Origin of the sequence: Selenomonas sp. FOBRC9 (assembly GCF_000287655.1) — a bacterium.
In the GTDB taxonomy this organism is placed as follows: Bacteria; Bacillota; Negativicutes; order Selenomonadales; family Selenomonadaceae; genus Centipeda; species Centipeda artemidis.
Genome location: NZ_ALJR01000030.1, coordinates 1 through 22,122 on the forward strand (window position 1 = coordinate 1; position 22,122 = coordinate 22,122).

Genomic DNA, 22,122 nt, shown 5'->3' on the forward strand with positions numbered 1-22,122 from the left:
CGTTACTTCGGATAATGGAAGCGAGTTCAGTAAACTCCAGGAAGTCTTTGGGGATATTCCCGTATACTACGCTCATCCTTATACGCCAAGTGAACGCGGAACTAATGAACGCCAAAACGGCATGGTACGACGCTTTATCCCAAAGGGGACCGATATTGCTTGCCTCACGCCGGACACAATTCAACAGGTAGAGGACTGGATGAATAACCTCCCCAGGAAAATCCTCGGATACGATACACCCAAAGAGCGTTTCGATTCATATGTTGCTCAATTCGCTGCCTCGTAACTTTTTCCCTACTTGTCCCACTTGCTATTGCAATTTAGGTGATGAAGCCGAGAGATAAAAAAAAATAAATTTCATTTGCGCGGGCGGTGTTGTCGTGTTATACTGTTACACAGATTGTATGAGTGGGATTATGTTTGTCAACGGTTATTGAGAATCGTTACAAATTACGGTGAGGTATATGGAGGTCATCTTAGCAGAGCATTTGGGATTCTGCTATGGCGTGAAGCGCGCCATAGAGATCGCCCGGGAGAATGCCTCCACAGACGGTACGTCCAGTACGCTCGGACCGATCATCCACAATCCGCAGATGGTGGAGCGTCTTAAAAAGGAAGGCGTCGGCACGGTCAATTCTCTCTCGGAGATGGATGACGGGCTCGTCATTATCCGCTCACACGGTGTTGGTCCCAATGTATACGAGGAGGCAGAGTCACGCGGTTTAGAACTGGTGGATGCGACCTGTCCCCACGTCAAAAAGGCGCAGCTTTCGGCGAAATTGCTGTCCGACGAAGGCTATACGGTCATCATCGTCGGAGAGAAGAACCATCCGGAGGTCAAGAGCATCTTCGAATGGACGGGACACGGCGCGCATATTATCGAGACCGAGGCGGAGGCGGAGGCGCTGCCGAAGTTCGGGCGGCTCGGCGTCGTCTGTCAGACGACGTTCTCGAGCGATCGGTTCCGGGACATCGCCGCATGTCTGCTCGAAAAATCCCGCGACATCAAGATTCTCCGCACGATATGTACGGCGACGGATATGCGCCAATCGGCGGCGCTCGCGCTTGCCGAGCAGGTGGATATGATGATTGTCGTCGGCGGGAAGAACAGCGCGAACACATCCCGCCTTGCACAATTATGCGAAAGCAAATGCGCAACATACCATATCGAAACCGTGGAGGAACTGCGGGACGAATGGTTTAAAAATGTTAATAAAATTGGTATTACAGCTGGCGCCTCAACGCCGGACTGGATTATCAAGGAGGTTTATAAACAGTGTCAGAACAGAGCATGAAAGAACTTTTGGAACAGGAAGAAATGCCCGATTTCCAGGAGCGTACCGTTGTCAAAGGGGTTGTCGTACAGGTATCCCGCGACGAGGCGTATGTCGACATCGGGTATAAGCAGGAGATTCCTGTGTCTAAGAGGGATCTTGCCGTGCCCGCCCCGGATGATGCGCGCGATGTCGTGAAGGTCGGCGACGAGATTGACGTCTACATTAAGTCTCTCGGCGGCGACAACGGCGGCAGTCTCTCCAAGGTGGAAGCCGATAAGATGGCTGCGTGGAAGGACATCGAGGTCATTCAGGCGAACGGCGATACGGTCGAAGCGAAGATCGCGAAGGAAGTCAAGGGCGGACTCGTGGCATATGTCATGGGACTGCGCGGATTCATTCCCGCTTCGCAGATGGAGCTCCATTTCGTCAAGGATCTCTCGGTCTACGTTGATCAGACGGTAGAAGCGGAGATCATCGAAGTGGACGTTCAAAAGCGCCGTCTCGTGCTCTCGCGCCGCAAACTCCTCGAGCGCGATCGCGCCGAGAAGGAAGAGGCGGTGTTCTCTGCGATCGAGCCGGAACAGGTCGTGCGCGGTACGGTCAAGCGTCTCGTCGATTACGGTGCATTCATTGATATCGGCGGCGTGGACGGTCTTGCACATATCTCCGATCTCGCGTGGCACCGTGTCAAGCATCCGTCCGAGGTGCTTGAGGTCGGTCAGGAACTCGACGTCTACGTTAAGAGCGTAGATCGTGATGCAAAGCGCATCTCTCTCTCGGTGAAGGACACGCTGCCGGATCCGTGGGTGGAGAAGGCGGAGCAGTATGCCGAGGGCGACTTCATCGAAGGCAAGATCATCAAGCTGACGGACTTCGGTGCGTTCATGGAGATCGAGCCGGGCTTTGACGGTCTCATCCCGATGGGCGAGCTTGCCGAAAAGCGCATCGAGCGTGCGGACGAGGCTGTCCACACGGGCGACATCGTTACGGTCAAGGTGCTCCGCATCGACACGAAGCGCAAGCGCATCTCGCTTTCGATCACCAAGGCGAAGCGCGATGCCGATAATGCGGACATCAAGAAATATGTCGACGAAAAACAGGCTGAGAAGGCCGAATCCAGCGAGAATACGGAAGGTCAGGTCGAGGCGCATCTCGATTGGCTGAAGTAAGAACGCGGAGCGTTTACATAACTTCATAAAAAACGAAGGAGTGATGTAATGTCACTCCTTTTTCATGGAAAGGAGGGGAATTGTGGCAAGAATTTATCCGGGCGTTATCCTGCGTGTCCTAGAGGGCAGCATAGCAGAGGAATTAGAGCTCGTTCCGGGGGATAAGATCCTCAAGGTCAACGACACGGCGATGCGCGACATCATCGATTTCAGCTTTGCAATGGCGGAGGAGGAGATCGAACTGCTCGTCGAGCATGCGGACGGCACGCAGGAGATCATCGCCTTTGACAAGGATTATGATGAAGAACTTGGCGTAGAGTTTGAACGTGCTGTGTTTGACGGCATCCGCGAGTGCGCGAACCATTGCTATTTTTGCTTTGTGGATATGATTGCGCCCGATATGCGCCACAGTCTCTCCGTGAAGGACGACGACTACCGCCTCTCCTTTCTCTATGGGAATTTCGTAACGCTCACGAACATGGGGGATAGGGATTTTGAGCGCATTAAGCGTCTGCATCTTTCGCCGCTCTATGTTTCCGTACAGTGTACGAACCCTGTCCTGCGCGCGGAGATGCTGCGCTATAAGGGCGCGTCAAATATACTCGGTCAGCTCGCACGGCTCGAGGAGGCGGGCGCGGAGTACCATACGCAAGTGGTGCTCTGCTACGGGCTGAACGATGGGGAGGAGCTGGAGCGTACGATCCGCGACATCACGGAGCGGCGCCCGCATGCCCTCTCGCTCGCCATCGTGCCCGTCGGTCTGACGAAACATCGGAATGATCCCTTTCCTCTCGTGCAGTTCGACCGTACGGGGGCGGCTGCCGTTATCGATCAGGTCGAGGCGTGGCAGCGCCGCATCCGTGCGGAAGAGGGACGGACGTTTATCTATCTCGGCGATGAGTTCTATTTTCTCGCGGGGCGTGAGGTGCCGCCTGCCGAAGTATATGATGGCTTTCCGCAGCTCGACAACGGGATCGGACTGACGCGGAACTTTATCGAGGAGTGGCGGCGTGCAGCAGAAGATTTTTCTTTGCATGACGAGGGTTCTGTGCTCTGTGTGATTAGCGGAACGGCAATCGCGCCTGTGATGGAGCAGCTGGCGCGGGAACTCGATCCCGACGGGAAGAGGATCCGCGTCCTAGCCGTTGAGAACCGCCGGTTTGGAGAGACGGTCAACGTATCGGGACTGCTCACGGGCAGCGACATTGTCGATGCTCTCAGCCGCACGGATTTTAGCCCCGACGGGGTAGTCATCCCGGCGTCAGCGCTGCGCGAGGGGGAGGATGTCTTTTTGGACGATATGTCGCTTGCCGACATGCGCCGCATGTTTTCCCCCATACGCATCGAACCGGTCGCGACGGGGGCAGACTATCGGGAAGCGCTCGCGGATTGGAAGAGTTACCGCCGGCAGCGGGCAAGCGGCGGCTATACATGGCAGAGCAACGCGGGATACACGAAGCCCGTTGCGGGCGCGGGGCGCGCATAGAGAGGAGTGATCGGAGATGAGTAAACCGATCGTCGCCGTCGTGGGGCGGCCGAATGTTGGAAAATCGACGCTGTTCAATCAGATCGGCAAAAAGCGCGTGTCCATTGTGGACGATATGCCCGGCGTGACGCGCGATCGCATCTATATGGACGCCGAGTGGCTGAACCATGAATTTACCATCATCGATACGGGCGGCATTGAGTTCGACGAGAGCGATCACATTCTGCGGTCGATGCGCAGTCAGGCGGAGCTCGCGATGGAGGAAGCGGACGTTATCCTCTTCCTCGTCGACGGGCGTGCGGGGCTGACCGCTTCGGACGAGGAGGTCGGACGACTCCTGCGCCGTACGAACAAGCCTGTGATTCTTGCCGTCAATAAGATCGACAGCTTTGAACGGGAAAGTTTAATCTATGATTTCTATGCGCTCGGGCTTGGCGACCCGATTCCCATTTCCGCGTCGAACGCGATGAATCTCGGCGACCTCCTCGACGCCGTTGTGGCGGCTTTTCCCAAGGAGGAGACGGAGGAACGGGAGCCGGACGAGATCGCGATCGCTGTTGTGGGACGCCCGAACGTGGGGAAGTCTTCGCTCGTCAACCGTCTGCTCGGCGAGGAGCGCGTCATCGTCAGCGATGTGCCGGGGACGACACGCGACGCCATCGACACGCATTTTACGCGCGACGGAGCAAAGTATCTGCTCATCGATACGGCGGGAATGCGGCGCAAGGGCAAGATCACGCTGCCCGTCGAGCGCTACAGCGTCATGCGGTCGCTGCGTGCCATCGACCGTGCGGGCGTCGTGCTCATGGTTATCAATGCCGCCGAGGGGATCCTCGAGCAGGATACGAAGATCGCGGGATACGTACATGAGTCGGGCAAGGGCGTCATCATCGTCGTCAATAAATGGGATATTTTCCCCGAAAAAAATGATAAGTCGACGCTCCGGTTTACCGACGATCTGCGTGAGGAGCTCGGATTTCTCCAATATGCTCCCGTTCTCTATACGTCGGCGCTCACGGGACAGCGCGTCGAACGCGTTACGGAGCTGGTCAAGTACGTCGCCGAGCAGCAATCGATGCGCATCAAGACGAGCGTGCTCAACGAGCTGATCCGCGACGCGGTGTCGGTCAATCCGCCGCCGACGAAGAAGGGGAAGCAGCTCAAAATCCTCTTCATGACGCAGGTCGGCATCGTTCCGCCGACGTTCATCATCTTTGTCAACGATCCCGACCTCATGCACTTTTCCTATCTGCGCTTCATCGAAAACCGCCTGCGGGAGAGCTTCGGATTCGAGGGAACGCCGCTGCGCCTCGTCGTGCGCGCGCGCAAGGAGGAAGAGTGATGACGGAATATATTTTGGCAGTCCTCGCGGCGTATGTGATCGGTTCCATTCCGAGCGGGCTGATTCTCGGCAAACTCGTTTGGCATACGGATCTGCGCGCGTATGGCAGTCATAACATCGGCGCGACGAATGCGTGGCGCACGCTCGGCAAGGCGGCGGGCATCGCTGTATTCCTCGCGGACAGCTTGAAGGGGCAGGCGGGCGTCTATATGGGGCTGATGCTTGTCGGGACACCGCTCGCGGCGGTGCTCTGCGGGCTTGCCGCCATCGTGGGACACAGTTTCTCCGTGTTCCTGCGCTTTCGCGGCGGCAAGGGCGTGGCAACCTCCCTCGGCGTGCTGACGATGCTGATGGGGAACGTGACGCTCATCGTTTTCCTCGTGTGGCTCGCCGTCGTCTATACGACACGCTATGTGTCGCTGGGGTCTGTGATCGCGGGTTTCCTGACGCCGACCCTCGCCGCAGCGTTCGGATACCCGCTCGAATACCTGCTCTTCACTGTGCTCGCCGCCACACTCGTGATTGTGCGGCATCGGGAGAACATCGAACGTCTCCTGCACGGTACGGAGAATAAGATTTAGCGGCAGGGGCGACTGTGCATCGAACTGTGCGTCGCTGAACGGTCATTGTCTTTTGCGGCGTTGTGTGGTAATATTTGACTGTGATTTTTTCGGCGGTCGCGGAATCGGAGGACGCCCATGAAACGTGGTGCGATTTTTGATATGGACGGTCTTCTCTTTGATACGGAAACCGTTTACCAAACGGCATGGACAGTCGTTGCCGACGATTTCGGCGTGCCGCGCAAAAAAGCACTCGGCACTGCCTGCTGCGGTACCTGCGGCGATCTCACACTCAGGATCATCAATGAGTTTCATCCAACGGTGGATGCACGCGCATATATGGAGCACGTACTCGCTTACGTCGCGGAGGAAGCCGCGCGGCATCTTCGCGTAATGCCCGGCGTACGGGAAATTCTTGCTTATTTTCGTGCGGAGGGCGTTCGGATTTCCACAGCGAGCAGTTCCACGACGGTGCAGATTGAGAAAAATCTGACGCAGAGCGGGCTGCGAGATTATTTCGATGTGATTGTCGGCGGAGACCACGTTGCGCACGGGAAACCGGCGCCGGATATCTTCTTGCTTGCGGCGGAGCGCATCGGCGTTCCGCCCGCGGACTGCTACGTCTTTGAGGACGGATATAACGGGCTGCGGGGCGCGGCGGCTGCGGGATGCAGTCCCGTGATGATCCCGGATACACTGCCTGCAACTGAGGAGATGCGCGCCCTTTGCACCGGGATCTATCCTACCCTCGACGATGCGCTCGACGCGCTGCAGGACGGCAGACTATAGTTGCTTGTGCAGGATTTTTCGTGTAAAGGGGTGAATCATTGTGGATGAACAGAAAACAATGATGTTTTCCTTCGGTGCTGACAAACCGAAGGCGGACGTTGTGATACGCGAGGCGAGCGCCGCCATGCGAGAGAAGGGGTACAATCCTATCAATCAGCTGGTCGGTTATTTGCTCTCGGGCGATCCCGCCTATGTGACGAGCCATAAGGAGGCGCGGAGTAAGATCCGCAGTCTTGAGCGTGACGAGCTGCTGGACGAACTCGTGAGTTTCTACTTGGAGCACGAGAAGTGAATCGCTATATGTCGCTCGACATTGGCGATGTGACCATCGGCATCGCGGTGAGTGATCTCCTTGGGTTGACAGCGCAGGGAGTCGAGACGATCCGCCGAACGACGCCGGCCGCAGATTTTGAGCGTCTCGGCACGCTCATGCGGGACTATGAGGTCGACGCGCTTGTCGCGGGGCTGCCGAAGCATATGAACGGGGATGAGGGGACACGCTGCGAGATGGTACGCGCATTTATGGCGGAGGCAGCGCAACGCTTTCCGGGCGTCAAGATCCATTATTGGGACGAGCGGCTTTCGACCGTTGCCGCGACCCGTACGCTGCTCGAGGGGGACGTCTCGCGGAAGAAACGCCGCAAGGTCATCGACAAGATGGCGGCGGTTTATATTTTGCAGGGATTCTTGGATCGACAGCGGAATTTACACACATGAATACTGCACCGAACATAAAAAGAGGTATACACATGGAAAAGGACTATAAGGAAAAATATAACAACTTGAAAGATGCCCCGGAAGCGGCATACGAGATGGATGATGAGGACGTTGTGGTCGTTCTCACAAATGAGGACGGAGAGGAGACGTACTATCGGGAGGAGACCATCATCACGGTAGGTGATGATCGGTTCGCCGTGCTCGTGGGGCTGGCGCTCGATCCGGACGGCGAGGAGACCGAGGAACTTCCCGAAGAAGACGAGGCGGTCATTGCAAAGATCGTCGTCGAGGACGGCGAGGATGTCTATGTAGATCCTTCGGAAGAGGAGTTTGAAGCGGTTCTTGCTGTTTATGGCGAGCTTGAGGAGAACCGGGAAGGCTAAAAAGGAGGCGGCTGTCATCTGTGGGAGGATGACAGTTTTTTCATAGGGGCAGTTTGCATCAGAGAGGGAGGATTTGTTTGAAACGGTCACTAGAGGGGCTGTGCGGCCTTTTGCATGTGAACGAAGTGCGGGATGCGATGCGTGCCGTATATAGGGGGAAGGGGACGCCCTTGCAAAAAAAACTGATCTTTGGTGGTGCCGCAGGTATTGGGCTGGTTTTGGTAGGTATTATATTCATACTTTTTTCCACACCGGTGCAAAAAATGCCTCCCGCTGCACAGGGGGGGCAGATTTACTACACCGTCCGTCCGGGGATGACGGTCGGCGAGATCGGCAAAGAACTGCATGAGCAAGGTGTTATAGAGAGTGAGTTCAAATTCTGGTGGACAGCGAAGCTGAACGGCTTTGAGAATAAGGTCAAGAGCGGTACCTTTGCGCTGCACGCAGGCATGACTCCGCGCGACGCTCTTGAAACGCTCGTCTACGGCAATACGGTGACCGTTCGCTTTGTTATTCCCGAGGGATTCAATGTCCGCGACATCGCGGAGCGGCTCTCCGATGAGGGCATCGTGAATGCGGATGACTTTATTGCGCGTGCAAAGGACTATCGCCCTTACGACTATGTGGAGGATCATGAGGGCGTACGCTATGCCGCCGAGGGATTTCTCTTCCCGGACACCTATGAAATCAACGGCTCGTTTGATACCGCGCGCATCCTCGAAATGATGGCGGAGAATTTTGACCGGCGGCTGACCCCGGAGATGCGGGAGCGCGCAAAGGAGGAGAACCTTTCCATCTACGAGCTCGTGACGCTTGCGTCTATCGTTGAGAAAGAGGCGTATCACGAGGAGGATCGTCCGATCATCGCGCAGATTTTCCTAAAGCGGCTGAAACTCGGGATGCCGCTGCAGGCCGATCCGACTGTGCAGTACTTGCTCGACGCGCCGAAGGAGGATCTGCTCCTGCGCGATACGAAGATCGAATCCCCCTACAATACCTATCAAAACGCGGGTCTGCCGCCCGGACCGATCGCAAGTCCCGGCACGGCGTCGCTCATGGCGGTGCTTCATCCTGCGGAGACGGATTATCTGTATTTCGTTGCCGACCGCAGCGGCAACAACTACTATGCGACGAACTATGCGGATCATTTGGCACTGGTCGACCGGGTGCGATGATACTTTCATTGATGCGGAGGCGGATGCATGAGACGGCGACCTGAGTTATTGGCGCCTGCGGGGACACCTGAGAAATTGCGCATGGCGTTTGCCTACGGTGCGGATGCGGCATACCTCGGCGGCGAGCAGTTCGGTCTGCGCGCCTTTGGGGGCAATTTTTCACAGGATGAGATGCGCACTGCCGTTCGCCTTGCTCATGCGTCAGAAAAAAAGATCTACGTCACCGTCAATGTGTTCCCGCACAACGAGGATATCGCGGATCTGCCGGACTATTTGCGCTTCCTCACGGACGCCGGAGTGGACGCGGTACTCATTGCCGATCTTGGCGTCTTTATGCTCTGCCGGGAGACGGTGCCAGATCTGGCCGTCCATATCAGCACGCAGGCGAACAATGTGAACTGGCGGACGGTAGACGCGTGGCACAAACTCGGCGCAGCGCGCGTCGTACTTGCGCGGGAACTGTCGCGCGAAGAGATTCGAGAGATTCGCAGGAATACGGATGTAGAGCTCGAGATGTTCGTCCATGGCTCGATGTGCATTTCCTATTCGGGACGCTGTCTCCTCAGCAATTATTTCACAGGACGGGATGCGAACCGCGGGAGCTGTGCGCAGTCCTGCCGTTGGAAATACGCGCTCGTGGAGGAGTCACGCCCCGGGGAATACTATCCGGTCGCGGAGGATGAGCGCGGCACCTATATCATGAACTCCAAGGATCTGTGTCTCCTGCCGTATCTGGATGAGGTAATCGCCTGCGGCATCGACAGCCTCAAGATCGAGGGGCGCATGAAGAGCGTGCATTATGCTGCGAGCGTCGTCAAGACTTACCGCTCAGCGCTCGACGCCTGCATGACGGATGCACCATATGAGGTAGAAAGCGCGTGGATGGACGAGCTCGAGAAGGTGTCGCACCGCGAGTATACGACGGGATTTTTCTTCGGCAAGACGACGGAACAAGATCAGATCTACGGGACGTCAACCTACGAGCAGTCGTCCGATTTTGTGGGTCTGGTACACGATTATGATGAAGCGACGGGACTTGCAACGGTAGAGCAGCGCAATCGGATGTTCGTCGGCGAGGAGCTCGAGATCTTTCCGCCTACGGGAACGCCGGGGCGGTTCATCCTCAAAGGGATGTGGGACGATACGGGGGTACCGATCAAGGTCGCTCCGCACCCGCGTCAAATTGTGCGCATGGAGATCCCCCGGGACGTTGTACCGGATACCATTTTGCGCAGAGATGCAAAGAGCTAGGAGGGAACTATGATGGAGGAGATCGTTCGTTATTCCGCATGTGCGGCGGGGCGCGTGCAGGGCGTCGGCTTTCGCATGTTCGTGCGGCAGCAGGCGCTCGCGCATGAGATTGCGGGCTGGGTGAAGAACATGCCCGACGGGACGGTGACGATGGAGCTCCAAGGGGCGCAGCGGGACATCGACGCCGCGTTCGCCGCCATTCGTGCCGGCAATATGTTTGTTCGTGTGGAGCGGCTGGACATCGAGCCGCGCGATCCTCTTGCGGACGACCGCAATTTCTCCATTCGCTACTAGGAGCAGGCTATGAAGAGAATACTGGTACTGAACGGACCGAATCTGAACCTCTTGGGGACGCGCGAGCCGGACATCTACGGAGCGCTCACCTTGGAGGACATAAACGATCGCCTGCGCCGCCGTGCGGAATCCGCGGGGGCGGTGATCGATTTCTTCCAGTCCAATCATGAGGGGGATCTCGTGGATGTGATACAGGAAGCGCAGGGTAAAGCGGATTACATCATTTTGAATGCGGCGGCGTTTACGCACTACAGCATCGCGATCCGCGACGCGATCGCGGCAGTCGACGTTCCCGTGATCGAGGTGCATCTTTCGAATATTCATCGGCGTGAGGAATTTCGTCACACGTCGGTCATCGCGCCTGTGGCACTCGGTCAGATCTGCGGCTTCGGTGCGGAAAGCTATATGGCGGCGCTGGAGGTTGTTCTTTGCCGACCGGAGGGGATATAATGAACATGGAATCGCGTATTGAGCGTCTGCGGACGCTGCTGTCCGAGCGGGAACTGGATGCCGTGCTCGTGACGAAAGAGGTCAATCTGCATTATTTCAGCGGATTTCGCGGCGACTCCACAGTTCTTATCGTGACGGCGGATCACCTTACCCTCGTGACAGACAGCCGCTACACGGAGCAGGCTGCGGAGGAAGCGTTTGCGTTTGAAGTCGTGGAGCAGACGGGAGGACTCTATCAAAAGGCGGCGGCACTGCTCAAAGAATACCGTGTGAAAACGGTCGGATTTGAGGGTAATGTGCTCACCTACAGCGCGTATATGCAGCTCAAGGAGCTGCTGGCGGGGATTGCATTCGAGACGGCACTGAATCTCGATGTACTGCGGCAGGTGAAGGATGCGGACGAGATCGCCTGTATTCGGCGCGCGTGCGAGATTGCGGACGCGGCATTTGCGCACATCGTCACATACATCCGCCCCGGCATGACGGAGCGTGCCGTCGCCGCCGAGATGGAGGACTATATGCGCCGCATGGGCTCCGAGCGTCCCGCCTTTCGGACGATCCTCGCCTCGGGCGTGCGCGGCAGTCTGCCGCACGGCACGGCGACGGATAAGGAGATCGCCTTGGGCGAACTCGTGACCATGGATTTTGGCGCGGTGTACCGCGGCTATCACTCGGACATCACGCGTACGATATGCATCGGACATGCGGACGAGCGTCAAAAGGAATGCTACGACGCCATACTGACGGCACAAAAGACCGCGCTCGCCGCCATTCGCCCCGGCGTGACGGGCGTTGCTGTGGATGAGGCGGCGCGCAACATTTTGCGGAAATATAACTTGAATCAATATTTCGGACACGGACTTGGGCACAGTCTCGGCCTTGAGATACATGAAGAGCCGCGCCTGTCGAAGTTCGGCAAAGATACGATGCGCACAAATATGCTGATCACGGACGAACCGGGCGTCTATATTCCCGGGTGGGGCGGCATCCGCATTGAGGATACGGTGCTCGTTACGGAGACCGCCGGCGAGCCGCTGACGCATGCGCCAAAAGAATTTATTGAAATCTGCATATAAAACCGCTATAATAGCAAGTGATGATTGATAGTATGGAGGACTGAACAATATGATTAACAGCACCGATTTTCGCACAGGTCTCACGATTGAATACGATGGAGGCGTTTGGCAGATTATCGATTTTCAACATGTGAAACCGGGAAAGGGTGCAGCATTCGTCCGTACGAAGATCAAGAACGTTGAGACCGGCGCTGTGGTTGAGCGTACGTTTAACCCGAATGAGAAGATGCCGGCAGCACATCTCGAGACGCATACGATGCAGTATCTCTACGAGGCAGACGACGTCTACACGTTCATGAATACGGAGACATTCGAGCAGACGGAACTCACTCGAGAGCAGCTTGGCGACGCGCTGAACTACCTCATGGAGAACATGGAGGTTGCGGTGCAGCAGTTCAAGGGGCGCATCATCGGCATCCAGCTGCCCAACTCCGTCAGCCTGAAGGTCGTCGAGTGCGAGCCAAGCGTCAAGGGCAATACCGCGACGGGGGCAACGAAGATGGCAAAAGTGGAGACCGGCTATGAGGTGCGCGTTCCTCTCTTCATCAATGAGGGCGATGTGCTCCGTATCGATACGCGTACGGGCAACTACATCGAGCGCGCATAAAAATACAAAGAAGAGGTTCACTGAGGAATGGAGGATATGAAAATGGAAAATGCAAAGGACGCTGTCAAGAAGGAAACGGGGCTCGGCACGATTCGCGTGGCGGACGAGGTCGTCAGCATCATCGCGGGGCTTGCGACTACGGAGGTTGAGGGAATCGCCGGCATGAGCGGCGGAATTGCGGGCGGCATCGCCGAGATGCTCGGGCGCAAGAATTTCTCGAAGGGCGTAAAGGTTGAGGTCGGTGAGAAGGAAGCTGCTGTCGATCTCTACATCATCGTGAAGTACGGCATCCGCATTCCTGAGGTTGCGCTTTCGGCACAGGAAAACGTCAAGCGTGCGATCGAGACGATGACGGGACTCACCGTCGTTGAGGTCAACGTACACGTGCAGGGCGTCGGATTCCCCGAAGAGGAGCCGAAGGTTGAGGAAGTGCGCGTTCGATAAGCGCGCGTGAGGCACGGAACCATGGGTATATTGAATCGCTTGCTGCTGTTGCCGTCCGCCCTGTTGCTCATGGCAGTTGCGGCACTTGCGGCTGCCGCGGCGCTTCGGCTGCTGCCCGAGAGCATTTGGCTCAATGAGATGCGTTTTGCGCTCGTGCAGCCTGAGTTTCCCGCAGTGTGCGCGGTGGTATTCTTGATCGGATTAAAGCTGTTCTTTGCAGTCTTTTCCGGGCGTTCGGAGACAGGAAGAGCGCATGGAGAGATCATGGTTGTGGATACGCCGGCAGGTGCCGTACAAGTGGAGCTCTCCGCCGTTCGAGGTATTATCGAGCGCATAGCGCTTGGCATATCTGGCGTACGAGATGTATCCGCACGCGTCTGTGTGCCGCCGCAGAAAAATGAGAATGCCGCCCCGCTTCAGGTTGATCTTGAGCTTGGTCTGTCGGCGCAGGCACATCTCTCCCCGGTTTCGGAACAGATGACGGAACGTATTCGGCAGGAACTCCTGAACTTGCTTGGCATTGAGGGGATTCCGATTTCGATTCGCGTGACAGATGTTTCGAGTGCTGCGCCGCAGTCGAAAAAGCGTGTTATGTGATGTGGGAGGTCGGATATGAAAGAACAAATTATCCGTTTCCTGCAGGATGAGTGGCAGAATAACAGAGGGCGCTCTCTGGGGCTTTTGCTGGGTGCGCTCTTTGCGATTTTTGTGCTCCTATTTGGGTTTTGGCGGACGATATTCTGTATTGTCTGCGCACTCGTCGGCATGTATATCGGTCGATGGGCGGAGCGCAGAGGTACATGGGCGGAGATACGTGAGGATATGATGGAGAGTGCTTTTGTGCAGCGACTGTTTCGGAGGGTTAGATGAGTCGGAGACACGCACGGGAAGCTGCTCTTTTGACGCTGTTTCAGATGGATTTTTCTGCGAATGAGGCATCGCTTCATGATGTGAGCGAAATTGCCGCCGGCGCGGTTGAGGGGCTGAAAGAGAAGGATCTTCCCTATGCGCAGGGGCTTGTCCGAGGGACGCGTGCCGCGCTCGGGGAGATCGATGCCGCGATCGCGCGTTCGGCAAAAGAGTGGAAGCTCGAGCGTATGCCGGGCGTTGACCGCAATCTCATCCGCATGGCATTCTACGAAATGTATTATCAAGAGGAGCGCATCGATCCCGGCACCGCCATCAACGAGGCTGTGGAGCTTGCAAAAAAATACGGCGCGGAAGACGCAGGTCGTTATGTGAACGGCATCTTGTCGGCGATGCAAAAGGCGCTGTCTTGAAGAAAATCCGTTGCGCGATACGTTCGCGCACCGGGTCTTTTTTTATCAAATCTGTACATAGAAGGTAATTATGACGGTTCATAGTGTCAGCGACGTAACGCGCTATATCAAGAGTATGTTCGAGGGAGAAGCGATTCTCTCGGACATCCTGATACGCGGCGAGCTTTCCAACTTCAAGCGGTATCCCTCGGGGCATTGTTACTTTACACTCAAGGATGCCGCGGCCAGCATGAAATGCGTGATGTTCAACGGCTATGCGCGCAATCTGCGGTTTACGCCGGAAAACGGGATGCAGGTCATCGTCGGCGGAAATATCTCCGTCTATGAGCGCGACGGTGCCTATCAGTTGTATGCAACTAGCATCAACGTAGAAGGCGCGGGCATGTTGGCGCTCGCCTTTGAGCAGCTCAAAGAAAAACTGCGCGCCGAAGGTCTCTTTGACGAGGCGCACAAGAAGCCGCTGCCGCGCTTTCCGAAGCGCATCGGCATTGTCACCTCGGAGGCGGGCGCAGTTCTGCGCGACATTTACAAGGTGTCAAAGCGCAGGTGGAACGGCGTCCGGCTCGTTCTGCACCCCGTCCTCGTACAGGGAACGGAAGCGGCGGGGCAGATCGCCGCGGCGATCCGATTCTTCAACAAGAAATATCCCGTGGACGTGCTCATCGTCGGGCGCGGCGGCGGCTCCGCCGAGGATCTGTGGGCGTTCAACGAAGAGCCCGTGGTGCGTGCGATCTATGACTCCCGCATTCCGGTGATCTCTGCCATCGGTCATGAGACGGACACGACGCTGGCGGACTTTGCCGCCGACCGACGGGCGGCAACGCCGTCGCAGGCGGCGGAGTTTGCCGTTCCAGACGGCGCGGAGATCGCACGGCAGATCGCGGGACTGTCTACTCGTTTGGACACTGCGCGAAAACGGTATCTCGCGCAGGCGCAGATGCGTCTGCAGACGCTCCACGAACACCCGTGGCGTAGGAATCCAAAACTGCTCCTCGCGCGTTATATGCAGCGTACGGATCGTATGACACAGCGGCTTTCGGACGCTGCGGATCGCCGGCGCAGCGACCTGCGGCACAGGCTGGAGTTGACGCTGCGGCGGCTGGAGCTGCTGAACCCCGTGCAGCTCCTCTATCGCGGATTCAGCGTTGTGGAAAAGGACGGAAAAACGGTGCGCAGAGCAAAGGAACTCTCCCCGGGGGACGCCGTCTGCATCACCTTTGCAGACGGAAAAGTGAGCGCCGTTGTGGCGGATGGAGCAAAGGAGGCGCAGCATGGCGCGTAAGAAAGAACAGACCTTTGAGGAAGCGTTGTCGCAGTTAGAGCAAATCGTTTCGGAGATCGAGGGCGGGGAGATGTCTCTTGCCGATCTCATGGCAAAGTATTCGGAGGGTATCAAGCTGTCCGATTTTTGCGTAAAATCCTTGAAGCGTGCCGAGGAGACGATGGATCTACTTGTAACCGAGACGGCGGACGGCGTGCGCGAAGAGGAGCTTCGGATTGGGGGCTGAGATGAAGGAACTTTGGCAGTCGCGCCGGACGCTTGTGGAGCGCGCCTTGCAGGCGGAACTCGACCGCACCGATATTTTGGACGATAAACTCCGCGCATCGATGGCATACAGTCTCATGGCGGGCGGAAAGCGTCTGCGCCCCATTCTCCTGATGGCGGCGGCGGATGCGGTCGGCGCGGACGGAACGAAGTTCATCACGGCGGCGTGCGCGCTCGAGATGATTCATACCTACTCGCTCATCCATGATGACCTGCCCGCCATGGACAATGACGACTATCGGCGCGGCAAACTCACGAATCATAAGGCATATGATGAGGGGACGGCGATTCTCGCGGGAGATGCGCTCCTGACGCTTGCATTTACCATGATTCTGCGTCAGCAGGATGTGCCCGCCGAGCGTCTGCTGCGCGTCGTGGATGAGATGAGCCGCGCAGCAGGAGCGGAGGGCATGGTCGGAGGTCAGATGCTCGATCTCGAGGCGGAGAATCGGCGCATCTCCATGGAAGAACTGCGGCGTGTCCACATGGGCAAGACGGGGGCGCTCTTCCGCGCGGCGCTGCGCAGCGGTGCCATACTTGCGGGCGCTTCGGAGCAACAGCTTGCCGCGCTCACGGCATATGCGGATCACTTTGGTTTGGCGTTCCAAATCACGGACGATATTCTCGATGTGATCGGCACCGCCGAGGACATCGGAAAACCGGTCGGCAGCGATGAGAAGAATCATAAGTCCACCTATGTGACGCTGACCTCACTGGACGAGGCACAGTCGCTCGCCCGGCAGACGGTTGAGCGCGCGGTGGATGCGCTTCATATCTTTGGCGATGAGGCGGCGTTTCTGCGCGAACTGGTTCTGTATCTCGTTCGGCGAAAGCAGTAGGAGAGAAGTTGAAAAAAGAGCGTTTGGATCTATTGCTCGTGGCGCAGGGGCTCGCGCCCAGCAGGGAACGCGCGAAAAGGCTCATCATGGCGGGACAGGTGCTCGTGGACGAGCGGCGTGTCGACAAGGCAGGGACGACCGTCGACGCGGGTGCCCGGCTGCGCGTCACAGGCGAGGATCTGCCCTACGTCAGCCGCGGCGGGATCAAGCTCGCCAAGGGCATGAAGACGTTCGGCATCCTGCTCACGGGCAAGACGGCGGCGGACATCGGCGCGTCGACGGGCGGATTCACCGACTGTATGCTGCAAAACGGCGCAGCGCGGGTCTATGCGATCGACGTCGGCTACGGTCAGCTCGATTGGAAACTGCGTACGGACGCACGCGTCGTCAACATGGAGCGTACGAATATCCGCAATGTGACACCGGAGATACTCGGCACACCGCTCGATTTTGCCTCGATCGACGTGGCGTTCATCTCGCTGGATAAGGTGCTGCCTGTCGTGCGGACGCTTCTCTCCGAGAGAGGAGAGGTCGTTGCCCTGATTAAACCGCAGTTCGAGGCAGGGAAGGCGCGCGTTGGAAAGAACGGCGTCGTACGCGATCCCCTCGTGCACGAGGACGTCGTTCGCTCCGTTGTGGGCGTCGCGGAGCAGATCGGCTTCATTCCGATGGGGCTGACCTATTCGCCGGTCAAGGGGCCGAAGGGAAATATCGAATATCTCCTGTACCTCTCTCTCAAGGGAGCCGGGAGCGCCATGGATGCCGCGTTCGTGCACGATATTGTGACACAGGCGCATACCGCACTGGATGGATGAGGTGCTGAGAACTCTATGCTGACGATTGCCGTTTTTCCAAATCTGATGAAGCCGGAGACACGCGAGATACTGCGGCGTATTTTACATTTTTTTTCGGCGCGGGACGCACGCGTGATGATGCCGCGCGAGCGCGCCGTCGAATTTGACATGCCGGACTGCGGCGTCGACGATATTGAACGGATTCCTGCGGATTTTGCCCTGAGCCTCGGCGGCGACGGCACCCTCCTCGGCATCTGCCGCCGCTATGCCGAGAATCCCGTGCCCGTCTGCGGCATCAATATGGGGACGCTCGGATTCATGGCAGACATCGAGCAGGACGAGCTGGAACGCCGTTTGGAGCAGCTTTGCAGTGGGGACTACCATGTCGAGCAGCGTCCCTTCCTTGCGGGATATGTGACCAAGCCGACGGGAGAAGAGCAGTTCCTCGGTCATGCCATCAACGACATCGTTGTCATGAAGGGGGATGTGGCGCGCATCATCGCGCTCGGACTTGCCGTCAACGATACGCCGCTGCTCGAGTGCAAGGCGGACGGCTTCATCGTGGCGTCCCCAACGGGCTCGACCGCGTACTCCCTCTCTGCGGGCGGGCCGATCATGAACCCGATGGTGAAAGGATACCTCCTCACGCCGATCTGCGCGCACACGCTCAATATCCGCCCGCTGGTCATTCGCGAGGAGGACGCCGTGCATATTCATTTGGTGGATATGCGGCAGAGCATCATTGTCACGCTCGACGGGCAGGAAACCTTTCCCGTGCTCCCCGACGATACTGTGACGGTGAAATGTTCGGATCTGAGGGCGGGGATCATCAAATTTGCGGATAAGGATTACTATCAAACCCTACGCACAAAGCTGTGGAGAAATTGCTAGGAGAGAGAGCAATGAAAAATCGGCGCCATGACCTCATTAAGAAGATCATCGAAGAGGACGTCATCGAGACGCAGGAAGCTCTTGCAGAGGCGCTGCGCGCACGCCATGTCCGCGTGACACAGGCAACGATCTCGCGTGACATCAAGGAGCTGTTTTTGATCAAGGTGCCCGCAGGCGGCGGACGCTATCGCTACGCCGTATCCCCGCCGGAGCATGTGCAGCTCTCCGAGACGCGCATGAAGCGGCTTTTTAAGGACAACGTGGTGCATTGTGATTTCAGCGAAAACATCGTCCTTGTGAAAACCGTACCCGGCGGCGCGAACACCGTCGCCTCGGCGCTCGATGCGACGGATTGGAAGGAGATGCTCGGCACGGTCGCGGGCGACGATACCATCTTCGTACTCGTAAAGCCCAAAGAGGCGGCGGAGATCGTCGCCGAACGCATTCATGAACTGCTTCACTGAGAGGAGGGAGCGTCTTGCTGAAAAGTCTGCACGTTCGGAACTTTGCTCTGCTGGAGGACGTCTCCGTCGAGTTTGGCGCCGGTCTTAACATTCTCACGGGCGAGACGGGTGCCGGCAAGTCCATCCTCATCGATGCGCTCGGCGCGATCCTCGGGCAGCGAATTTCAACGGATGCGATCCGCAGCGGATGCGATGCGCTGCGTGTGGAGGCGGTCTTTTCGCTCCATGCGGATGCCCGGGAACTTGCCGCAGTTCTTGCGGAGCAGGAAATTGACTGCGAGGAAGAAGAGCTGATCATCGTGCGTAAGGTTTCGCGCGCGGGCAAGAGCTCCGTCCTCGTCAACGGCAGTCATGTGACCGTTACCTTTTTACGCAGTCTTGCCCCTTTTCTCGTGGACATCCACGGACAAAATGAGAACCTTGCGCTCCTGCGCGAGGATAGCCAGCGCCGTCTGCTCGAGGACGGAGACGGCACGCTCGCCCAACTTCTTTCGGCATATCGCGGCGTATACGATGCGTGGAGAGAAAAGCGCGCGCTGCGTGAAGAACGCGCGGAAACGGTGCAGGAAATTGGCGAGCGCCTGGATATGCTGCGCTGGCAGGAGCAGGAGATCAGCGATGCCGACCTGCAGGAGGGAGAGGACGAAGAACTCGAAACGGAGATTCGCCGTCTCTCGCATATGGAAAAACTCGTGGATCATGCATCCGAAGCGAGCGCGCGGCTCAGCGAGGACGGTTCCGCAGGTGCGGCGGTGCTGACCGCGCTTGCGGTCGTGCGTCGCGATCTCGGCGAGATCGCGCGGTACGACGCCGGGCTGTCGAATGCGCAGAGCATGATCGAAGAAGCGTATATCTCGCTGCAGGAGGCGTCCTATGAGGTGCGCGACTACTGCGAGAGTCTCGACGCCGATCCCGCGCATCTGGATCATCTCCAAACGCGGATGGACGTGATTGACCGCCTGAAAAAGAAATACGGCGGAACGGTATCCGCCGTGCTCGAACGGCTCGCATCCGTGCGTGCGGAGCTGGAGTCGATCGACAATTACGATACGGACATGGCGCAGCTCGATAAGGAGATTGCCGCCCTTGCTCGTGACCTTGCAGAGCGCGCGGCAGAGCTTACCGCATGCCGCCGCGACATCGGCGCGCAGCTTTCCGGCGAGATCGAACGCGAACTGCAGGAGCTCGGCATGAGCAAAGCGCGGTTTCACATCGAAGTCACGCCCGAGGAAAAATATACGAGCAACGGTGCTGACAGCCTGCGGATGCTCTTTTCCGCCAACATCGGCGAAGCGGAAAAGCCGCTCGAGAAGATCGCTTCGGGGGGCGAACTCTCGCGTATTGCCCTCGCGATTAAAACCATCGTCGCCGCACGCGACACCTCGGGCGCGAGCATGGTCTTTGACGAGATCGACACCGGCGTGGGCGGACGGACGGCACAGATGGTCGCAGAGCGCATCGCCTATGTCGCCGGGTACAAGCAGGTGCTCTGCATCACGCATCTGCCGCAGATCGCGTGCATGGCGGACGAACACCTCTACATCTCGAAATCCGTCAAGGGAGATGCGACCGTCACGCAGGTAGATTTGCTCAGCGAGGAGGAGCGTATGCACGAGATCGCCCGTATGGCATCGGGGGACGACGTGACTGAGGCGGCGCTTGCAAATGCGCGCGAGATGCTCGCGAACGCGCAAAAGAAACAGGTGGAATTTCGGAAGAAAACTGTACACAGAAAGTAAGGAGAAAGCGATGAAAAAATATCGGTTCAGGTATTTTCTATTGGCGGCAATTATGGGATCAGTGCTTCTCATGGGAAGTGAGAATGCAGACGCCGCCCCTTCACCGCTCGTAGAATATACGAGCGTACGGGACGCATGGGCGGTTGTTGGACTTCCCGTTTATACTCCATCGCTCCTGCCCGTTGGATATATGCAAAAGGATATCATCGTCATTGATGGGCGGATCGCAGAGATTTTCTACCGTAATGATGCGGGGAAGGAAATTTTATTCCGCATGGCAAAGGGGGATTCCGACATCAGCGGCGACAGCAATATCTACGAGGTGAATCAGGTCGTCCAGGTCGGTCGTCAATATATCCGTGTCAAGGGAACGGAAAAACTCGTTAGTCTTGCACTTTGGGCACGTGCCGGCTACACCTTTTCGATCTCGTTTGAAGAACCTGTCTCCGTCGAAGCCGTACAGGCGATCGTCAATACGATTCCGTGGCAATAAGTATTGACATCGGCAGTGTGCTTGCACTATAATAGCTCTGCGCATATGCGCGATAGGACTCACTAGCTCAACTGGCAGAGCAACTGACTCTTAATCAGTAGGTTCACGGTTCGATTCCGTGGTGGGTCACCATGCATGATTCCCGCTGCGGCGGTTTTGGGGGAAAGCAGGTTGGCGGAGCCAACCTGCTTTTCGTATATGACGGCATCATTGGAGGGGCACTTTGTGAAGATCTTGATCCTCAACGACGACGGTGTGGCGGCAGAGGGGCTGCGGACGCTGGCGGGGAGTCTTGCCGCGCGGCATCGTGTGACCGTTGCCGCACCGATGCATCAGCAGAGCGGGACGTCCCACGCGCTCACGATTGGCAGTGCGATTGAGGTGCGTGCGGATGAGACGTTTGATCCGGTGCATGGGATCAAGGCGTGGGCGATTGACGGGACGCCTGCGGACTGTGGCAAGCTCTATCTCGATGCGATTGCGGAGGAGATGCCGGACGTCGTACTCTCGGGTATCAATCACGGAGCAAACCTCGGCACGGATGTGATCTACTCGGGAACGGTCGGTGCGGCGTTCGAGGGACTTTTCCACGGGATTCCTTCCTTTGCGCTGTCGCTGCCGGAGGGGAGCGAGATTTCGTTTGCGGAGGCGGCGGCATATTTTGAGCCGTTCATGGAGCGTATGCTGATCTCGTATCGTAAGCCGTTTCTGCTCAATATTAACTTTCCGCAAAAACTTGCGGACGCCACGCCGCAATTCGTGTTCTGCCGGCAGGGCGGGCGCGACTACATCAACGCTTTTGAGCGTATTGAGGAGGGCGGGCGTGTGCATTACAAGGTCGCGGGTGAGGTCTCCGACACGGACAAGGGCGAAGGTACGGACATCTATGCTGTGGAGCAGGGATACATCGCCGTGACGCCGCTCGGTGTAGATATGACGGATTATCCGCAGCTTATACGATTTGAAAAAGAAGAATTAAAATGAACATATATTGATATGTTTGTTGATAATTACTATAAAGAACGGAGTTTGTGTCTTCTGCTCTTTTTTTTTGTA

General features: G+C 57.3%; 29 protein-coding genes and 1 tRNA gene. All 30 read left to right on the forward strand.

What is annotated here, in order from left to right; genetic code table 11:
* A partial coding sequence (locus HMPREF1147_RS07850) for an IS30 family transposase (protein WP_037351320.1) occupies positions 1-286 on the forward strand: 286 nt, incomplete at its 5' end.
* A 178-nt stretch (positions 287-464) separates the two neighbouring features.
* Positions 465-1,295 (forward strand): 4-hydroxy-3-methylbut-2-enyl diphosphate reductase, encoded by an 831-nt coding sequence (ispH, locus tag HMPREF1147_RS07855; protein WP_009658462.1) that lies wholly within the window; start codon positions 465-467, stop codon positions 1,293-1,295.
* On the forward strand, positions 1,292-2,446 hold the full coding sequence (gene rpsA / locus HMPREF1147_RS07860) for a 30S ribosomal protein S1 (protein ID WP_009348944.1): 1,155 nt from the start codon (positions 1,292-1,294) through the stop codon (positions 2,444-2,446). Before ispH ends, rpsA begins: the two co-directional genes overlap by 4 nt.
* 82 nt (positions 2,447-2,528) lie before the next feature.
* Positions 2,529-3,932: a DUF512 domain-containing protein gene (locus tag HMPREF1147_RS07865; protein ID WP_009658435.1), complete on the forward strand. Its 1,404-nt coding sequence runs from the start codon at positions 2,529-2,531 to the stop codon at positions 3,930-3,932.
* Between the two features lie 16 nt (positions 3,933-3,948).
* Positions 3,949-5,274, forward strand: coding sequence for a ribosome biogenesis GTPase Der (der, locus tag HMPREF1147_RS07870; protein ID WP_009658421.1), 1,326 nt, complete (start codon positions 3,949-3,951; stop codon positions 5,272-5,274).
* Entirely contained in the window at positions 5,274-5,855 is a 582-nt protein-coding gene (plsY, locus tag HMPREF1147_RS07875; RefSeq protein WP_009658431.1) for a glycerol-3-phosphate 1-O-acyltransferase PlsY, read from the forward strand. Before der ends, plsY begins: the two co-directional genes overlap by 1 nt.
* Before the next feature lie 117 nt (positions 5,856-5,972).
* The gene (locus HMPREF1147_RS07880; protein ID WP_009658403.1) at positions 5,973-6,623 is read left to right on the forward strand and encodes an HAD family phosphatase; all 651 of its coding nucleotides are present in this window, start codon (positions 5,973-5,975) and stop codon (positions 6,621-6,623) included.
* A 40-nt stretch (positions 6,624-6,663) separates the two neighbouring features.
* Positions 6,664-6,915 carry an IreB family regulatory phosphoprotein gene (locus HMPREF1147_RS07885; protein ID WP_037351321.1) on the forward strand — a complete coding sequence of 84 codons (252 nt, stop codon included), beginning with the start codon at positions 6,664-6,666 and terminating at the stop codon, positions 6,913-6,915.
* Positions 6,916-6,923: 8 nt separating this feature from the next.
* Positions 6,924-7,340, forward strand: coding sequence for a Holliday junction resolvase RuvX (gene ruvX / locus HMPREF1147_RS07890; RefSeq protein ID WP_009658460.1), 417 nt, complete (start codon positions 6,924-6,926; stop codon positions 7,338-7,340).
* A gap of 32 nt (positions 7,341-7,372) precedes the next feature.
* The gene (locus HMPREF1147_RS07895) at positions 7,373-7,723 is read left to right on the forward strand and encodes a DUF1292 domain-containing protein (RefSeq protein WP_009658420.1); all 351 of its coding nucleotides are present in this window, start codon (positions 7,373-7,375) and stop codon (positions 7,721-7,723) included.
* Between the two features lie 77 nt (positions 7,724-7,800).
* Positions 7,801-8,898: an endolytic transglycosylase MltG gene (gene mltG / locus HMPREF1147_RS07900; protein WP_009658444.1), complete on the forward strand. Its 1,098-nt coding sequence runs from the start codon at positions 7,801-7,803 to the stop codon at positions 8,896-8,898.
* A gap of 27 nt (positions 8,899-8,925) precedes the next feature.
* A complete protein-coding gene (locus HMPREF1147_RS07905) occupies positions 8,926-10,149 on the forward strand; it encodes a U32 family peptidase (RefSeq protein ID WP_037351322.1) in 1,224 nt (407 codons plus the stop codon).
* 9 nt (positions 10,150-10,158) lie between these two features.
* Positions 10,159-10,443: an acylphosphatase gene (locus tag HMPREF1147_RS07910; protein ID WP_009658458.1), complete on the forward strand. Its 285-nt coding sequence runs from the start codon at positions 10,159-10,161 to the stop codon at positions 10,441-10,443.
* Between the two features lie 9 nt (positions 10,444-10,452).
* Positions 10,453-10,893, forward strand: coding sequence for a type II 3-dehydroquinate dehydratase (aroQ, locus tag HMPREF1147_RS07915; RefSeq protein WP_009348933.1), 441 nt, complete (start codon positions 10,453-10,455; stop codon positions 10,891-10,893).
* A complete protein-coding gene (locus HMPREF1147_RS07920) occupies positions 10,893-11,969 on the forward strand; it encodes a Xaa-Pro peptidase family protein (protein ID WP_009658433.1) in 1,077 nt (358 codons plus the stop codon). Before aroQ ends, HMPREF1147_RS07920 begins: the two co-directional genes overlap by 1 nt.
* 49 nt (positions 11,970-12,018) lie before the next feature.
* Positions 12,019-12,576: an elongation factor P gene (gene efp / locus HMPREF1147_RS07925; protein ID WP_009658445.1), complete on the forward strand. Its 558-nt coding sequence runs from the start codon at positions 12,019-12,021 to the stop codon at positions 12,574-12,576.
* 27 nt (positions 12,577-12,603) lie between these two features.
* Positions 12,604-13,020, forward strand: coding sequence for an Asp23/Gls24 family envelope stress response protein (locus HMPREF1147_RS07930; protein WP_009348930.1), 417 nt, complete (start codon positions 12,604-12,606; stop codon positions 13,018-13,020).
* Between the two features lie 21 nt (positions 13,021-13,041).
* Positions 13,042-13,617, forward strand: coding sequence for an alkaline shock response membrane anchor protein AmaP (amaP, locus tag HMPREF1147_RS07935; protein ID WP_009658406.1), 576 nt, complete (start codon positions 13,042-13,044; stop codon positions 13,615-13,617).
* A gap of 15 nt (positions 13,618-13,632) precedes the next feature.
* Entirely contained in the window at positions 13,633-13,890 is a 258-nt protein-coding gene (locus HMPREF1147_RS07940; protein ID WP_009658428.1) for a DUF2273 domain-containing protein, read from the forward strand.
* Complete coding sequence (nusB, locus tag HMPREF1147_RS07945) at positions 13,887-14,300, forward strand: transcription antitermination factor NusB (protein WP_037351324.1); 414 nt, start codon at positions 13,887-13,889, stop codon at positions 14,298-14,300. The genes HMPREF1147_RS07940 and nusB overlap by 4 nt, the downstream gene beginning before the upstream one ends.
* 70 nt (positions 14,301-14,370) lie before the next feature.
* Positions 14,371-15,582: an exodeoxyribonuclease VII large subunit gene (gene xseA, locus HMPREF1147_RS07950; RefSeq protein ID WP_009658451.1), complete on the forward strand. Its 1,212-nt coding sequence runs from the start codon at positions 14,371-14,373 to the stop codon at positions 15,580-15,582.
* Positions 15,572-15,808 carry an exodeoxyribonuclease VII small subunit gene (xseB, locus tag HMPREF1147_RS07955; RefSeq protein WP_009658411.1) on the forward strand — a complete coding sequence of 79 codons (237 nt, stop codon included), beginning with the start codon at positions 15,572-15,574 and terminating at the stop codon, positions 15,806-15,808. The genes xseA and xseB overlap by 11 nt, the downstream gene beginning before the upstream one ends.
* Before the next feature lies 1 nt (position 15,809).
* Complete coding sequence (locus tag HMPREF1147_RS07960) at positions 15,810-16,685, forward strand: polyprenyl synthetase family protein (RefSeq protein ID WP_037351331.1); 876 nt, start codon at positions 15,810-15,812, stop codon at positions 16,683-16,685.
* A gap of 8 nt (positions 16,686-16,693) precedes the next feature.
* A complete protein-coding gene (locus HMPREF1147_RS07965; protein WP_009658450.1) occupies positions 16,694-17,500 on the forward strand; it encodes a TlyA family RNA methyltransferase in 807 nt (268 codons plus the stop codon).
* A gap of 15 nt (positions 17,501-17,515) precedes the next feature.
* A complete protein-coding gene (locus HMPREF1147_RS07970) occupies positions 17,516-18,370 on the forward strand; it encodes an NAD(+)/NADH kinase (protein WP_009658461.1) in 855 nt (284 codons plus the stop codon).
* An 11-nt stretch (positions 18,371-18,381) separates the two neighbouring features.
* Positions 18,382-18,834 (forward strand): arginine repressor, encoded by a 453-nt coding sequence (gene argR / locus HMPREF1147_RS07975; protein WP_009658424.1) that lies wholly within the window; start codon positions 18,382-18,384, stop codon positions 18,832-18,834.
* A gap of 14 nt (positions 18,835-18,848) precedes the next feature.
* Positions 18,849-20,573 carry a DNA repair protein RecN gene (gene recN, locus HMPREF1147_RS07980; protein ID WP_009658452.1) on the forward strand — a complete coding sequence of 575 codons (1,725 nt, stop codon included), beginning with the start codon at positions 18,849-18,851 and terminating at the stop codon, positions 20,571-20,573.
* A gap of 10 nt (positions 20,574-20,583) precedes the next feature.
* The gene (locus HMPREF1147_RS07985; protein ID WP_009658415.1) at positions 20,584-21,066 is read left to right on the forward strand and encodes a DUF4367 domain-containing protein; all 483 of its coding nucleotides are present in this window, start codon (positions 20,584-20,586) and stop codon (positions 21,064-21,066) included.
* Positions 21,067-21,122: 56 nt separating this feature from the next.
* A tRNA-Lys gene (locus HMPREF1147_RS07990) sits at positions 21,123-21,198 on the forward strand.
* 93 nt (positions 21,199-21,291) lie between these two features.
* The gene (surE, locus tag HMPREF1147_RS07995; RefSeq protein WP_009658454.1) at positions 21,292-22,050 is read left to right on the forward strand and encodes a 5'/3'-nucleotidase SurE; all 759 of its coding nucleotides are present in this window, start codon (positions 21,292-21,294) and stop codon (positions 22,048-22,050) included.
* The last annotated feature ends 72 nt before the right edge of the window (positions 22,051-22,122 follow it).

Excerpts from the sequence above, each read along its gene's own strand:
- der (WP_009658421.1), top strand. The coding sequence starts at position 3,949 with ATGAGTAAACCGATCGTCGCCGTCGTGGGGCGGCCGAATGTTGGAAAA.
- ruvX (WP_009658460.1), top strand. The coding sequence starts at position 6,924 with ATGTCGCTCGACATTGGCGATGTGACCATCGGCATCGCGGTGAGTGAT.
- HMPREF1147_RS07905 (WP_037351322.1), top strand. The coding sequence starts at position 8,926 with ATGAGACGGCGACCTGAGTTATTGGCGCCTGCGGGGACACCTGAGAAA.
- xseB (WP_009658411.1), top strand. The coding sequence starts at position 15,572 with ATGGCGCGTAAGAAAGAACAGACCTTTGAGGAAGCGTTGTCGCAGTTA.
- HMPREF1147_RS07880 (WP_009658403.1), top strand. The coding sequence starts at position 5,973 with ATGAAACGTGGTGCGATTTTTGATATGGACGGTCTTCTCTTTGATACG.
- HMPREF1147_RS07930 (WP_009348930.1), top strand. The coding sequence starts at position 12,604 with ATGGAGGATATGAAAATGGAAAATGCAAAGGACGCTGTCAAGAAGGAA.
- efp (WP_009658445.1), top strand. The coding sequence starts at position 12,019 with ATGATTAACAGCACCGATTTTCGCACAGGTCTCACGATTGAATACGAT.
- plsY (WP_009658431.1), top strand. The coding sequence starts at position 5,274 with ATGACGGAATATATTTTGGCAGTCCTCGCGGCGTATGTGATCGGTTCC.
- rpsA (WP_009348944.1), top strand. The coding sequence starts at position 1,292 with ATGAAAGAACTTTTGGAACAGGAAGAAATGCCCGATTTCCAGGAGCGT.
- HMPREF1147_RS07940 (WP_009658428.1), top strand. The coding sequence starts at position 13,633 with ATGAAAGAACAAATTATCCGTTTCCTGCAGGATGAGTGGCAGAATAAC.
- HMPREF1147_RS07920 (WP_009658433.1), top strand. The coding sequence starts at position 10,893 with ATGAACATGGAATCGCGTATTGAGCGTCTGCGGACGCTGCTGTCCGAG.
- ispH (WP_009658462.1), top strand. The coding sequence starts at position 465 with ATGGAGGTCATCTTAGCAGAGCATTTGGGATTCTGCTATGGCGTGAAG.
- nusB (WP_037351324.1), top strand. The coding sequence starts at position 13,887 with ATGAGTCGGAGACACGCACGGGAAGCTGCTCTTTTGACGCTGTTTCAG.
- aroQ (WP_009348933.1), top strand. The coding sequence starts at position 10,453 with ATGAAGAGAATACTGGTACTGAACGGACCGAATCTGAACCTCTTGGGG.
- argR (WP_009658424.1), top strand. The coding sequence starts at position 18,382 with ATGAAAAATCGGCGCCATGACCTCATTAAGAAGATCATCGAAGAGGAC.
- HMPREF1147_RS07895 (WP_009658420.1), top strand. The coding sequence starts at position 7,373 with ATGGAAAAGGACTATAAGGAAAAATATAACAACTTGAAAGATGCCCCG.
- amaP (WP_009658406.1), top strand. The coding sequence starts at position 13,042 with ATGGGTATATTGAATCGCTTGCTGCTGTTGCCGTCCGCCCTGTTGCTC.
- HMPREF1147_RS07970 (WP_009658461.1), top strand. The coding sequence starts at position 17,516 with ATGCTGACGATTGCCGTTTTTCCAAATCTGATGAAGCCGGAGACACGC.
- HMPREF1147_RS07960 (WP_037351331.1), top strand. The coding sequence starts at position 15,810 with ATGAAGGAACTTTGGCAGTCGCGCCGGACGCTTGTGGAGCGCGCCTTG.
- xseA (WP_009658451.1), top strand. The coding sequence starts at position 14,371 with ATGACGGTTCATAGTGTCAGCGACGTAACGCGCTATATCAAGAGTATG.
- HMPREF1147_RS07985 (WP_009658415.1), top strand. The coding sequence starts at position 20,584 with ATGAAAAAATATCGGTTCAGGTATTTTCTATTGGCGGCAATTATGGGA.
- HMPREF1147_RS07910 (WP_009658458.1), top strand. The coding sequence starts at position 10,159 with ATGATGGAGGAGATCGTTCGTTATTCCGCATGTGCGGCGGGGCGCGTG.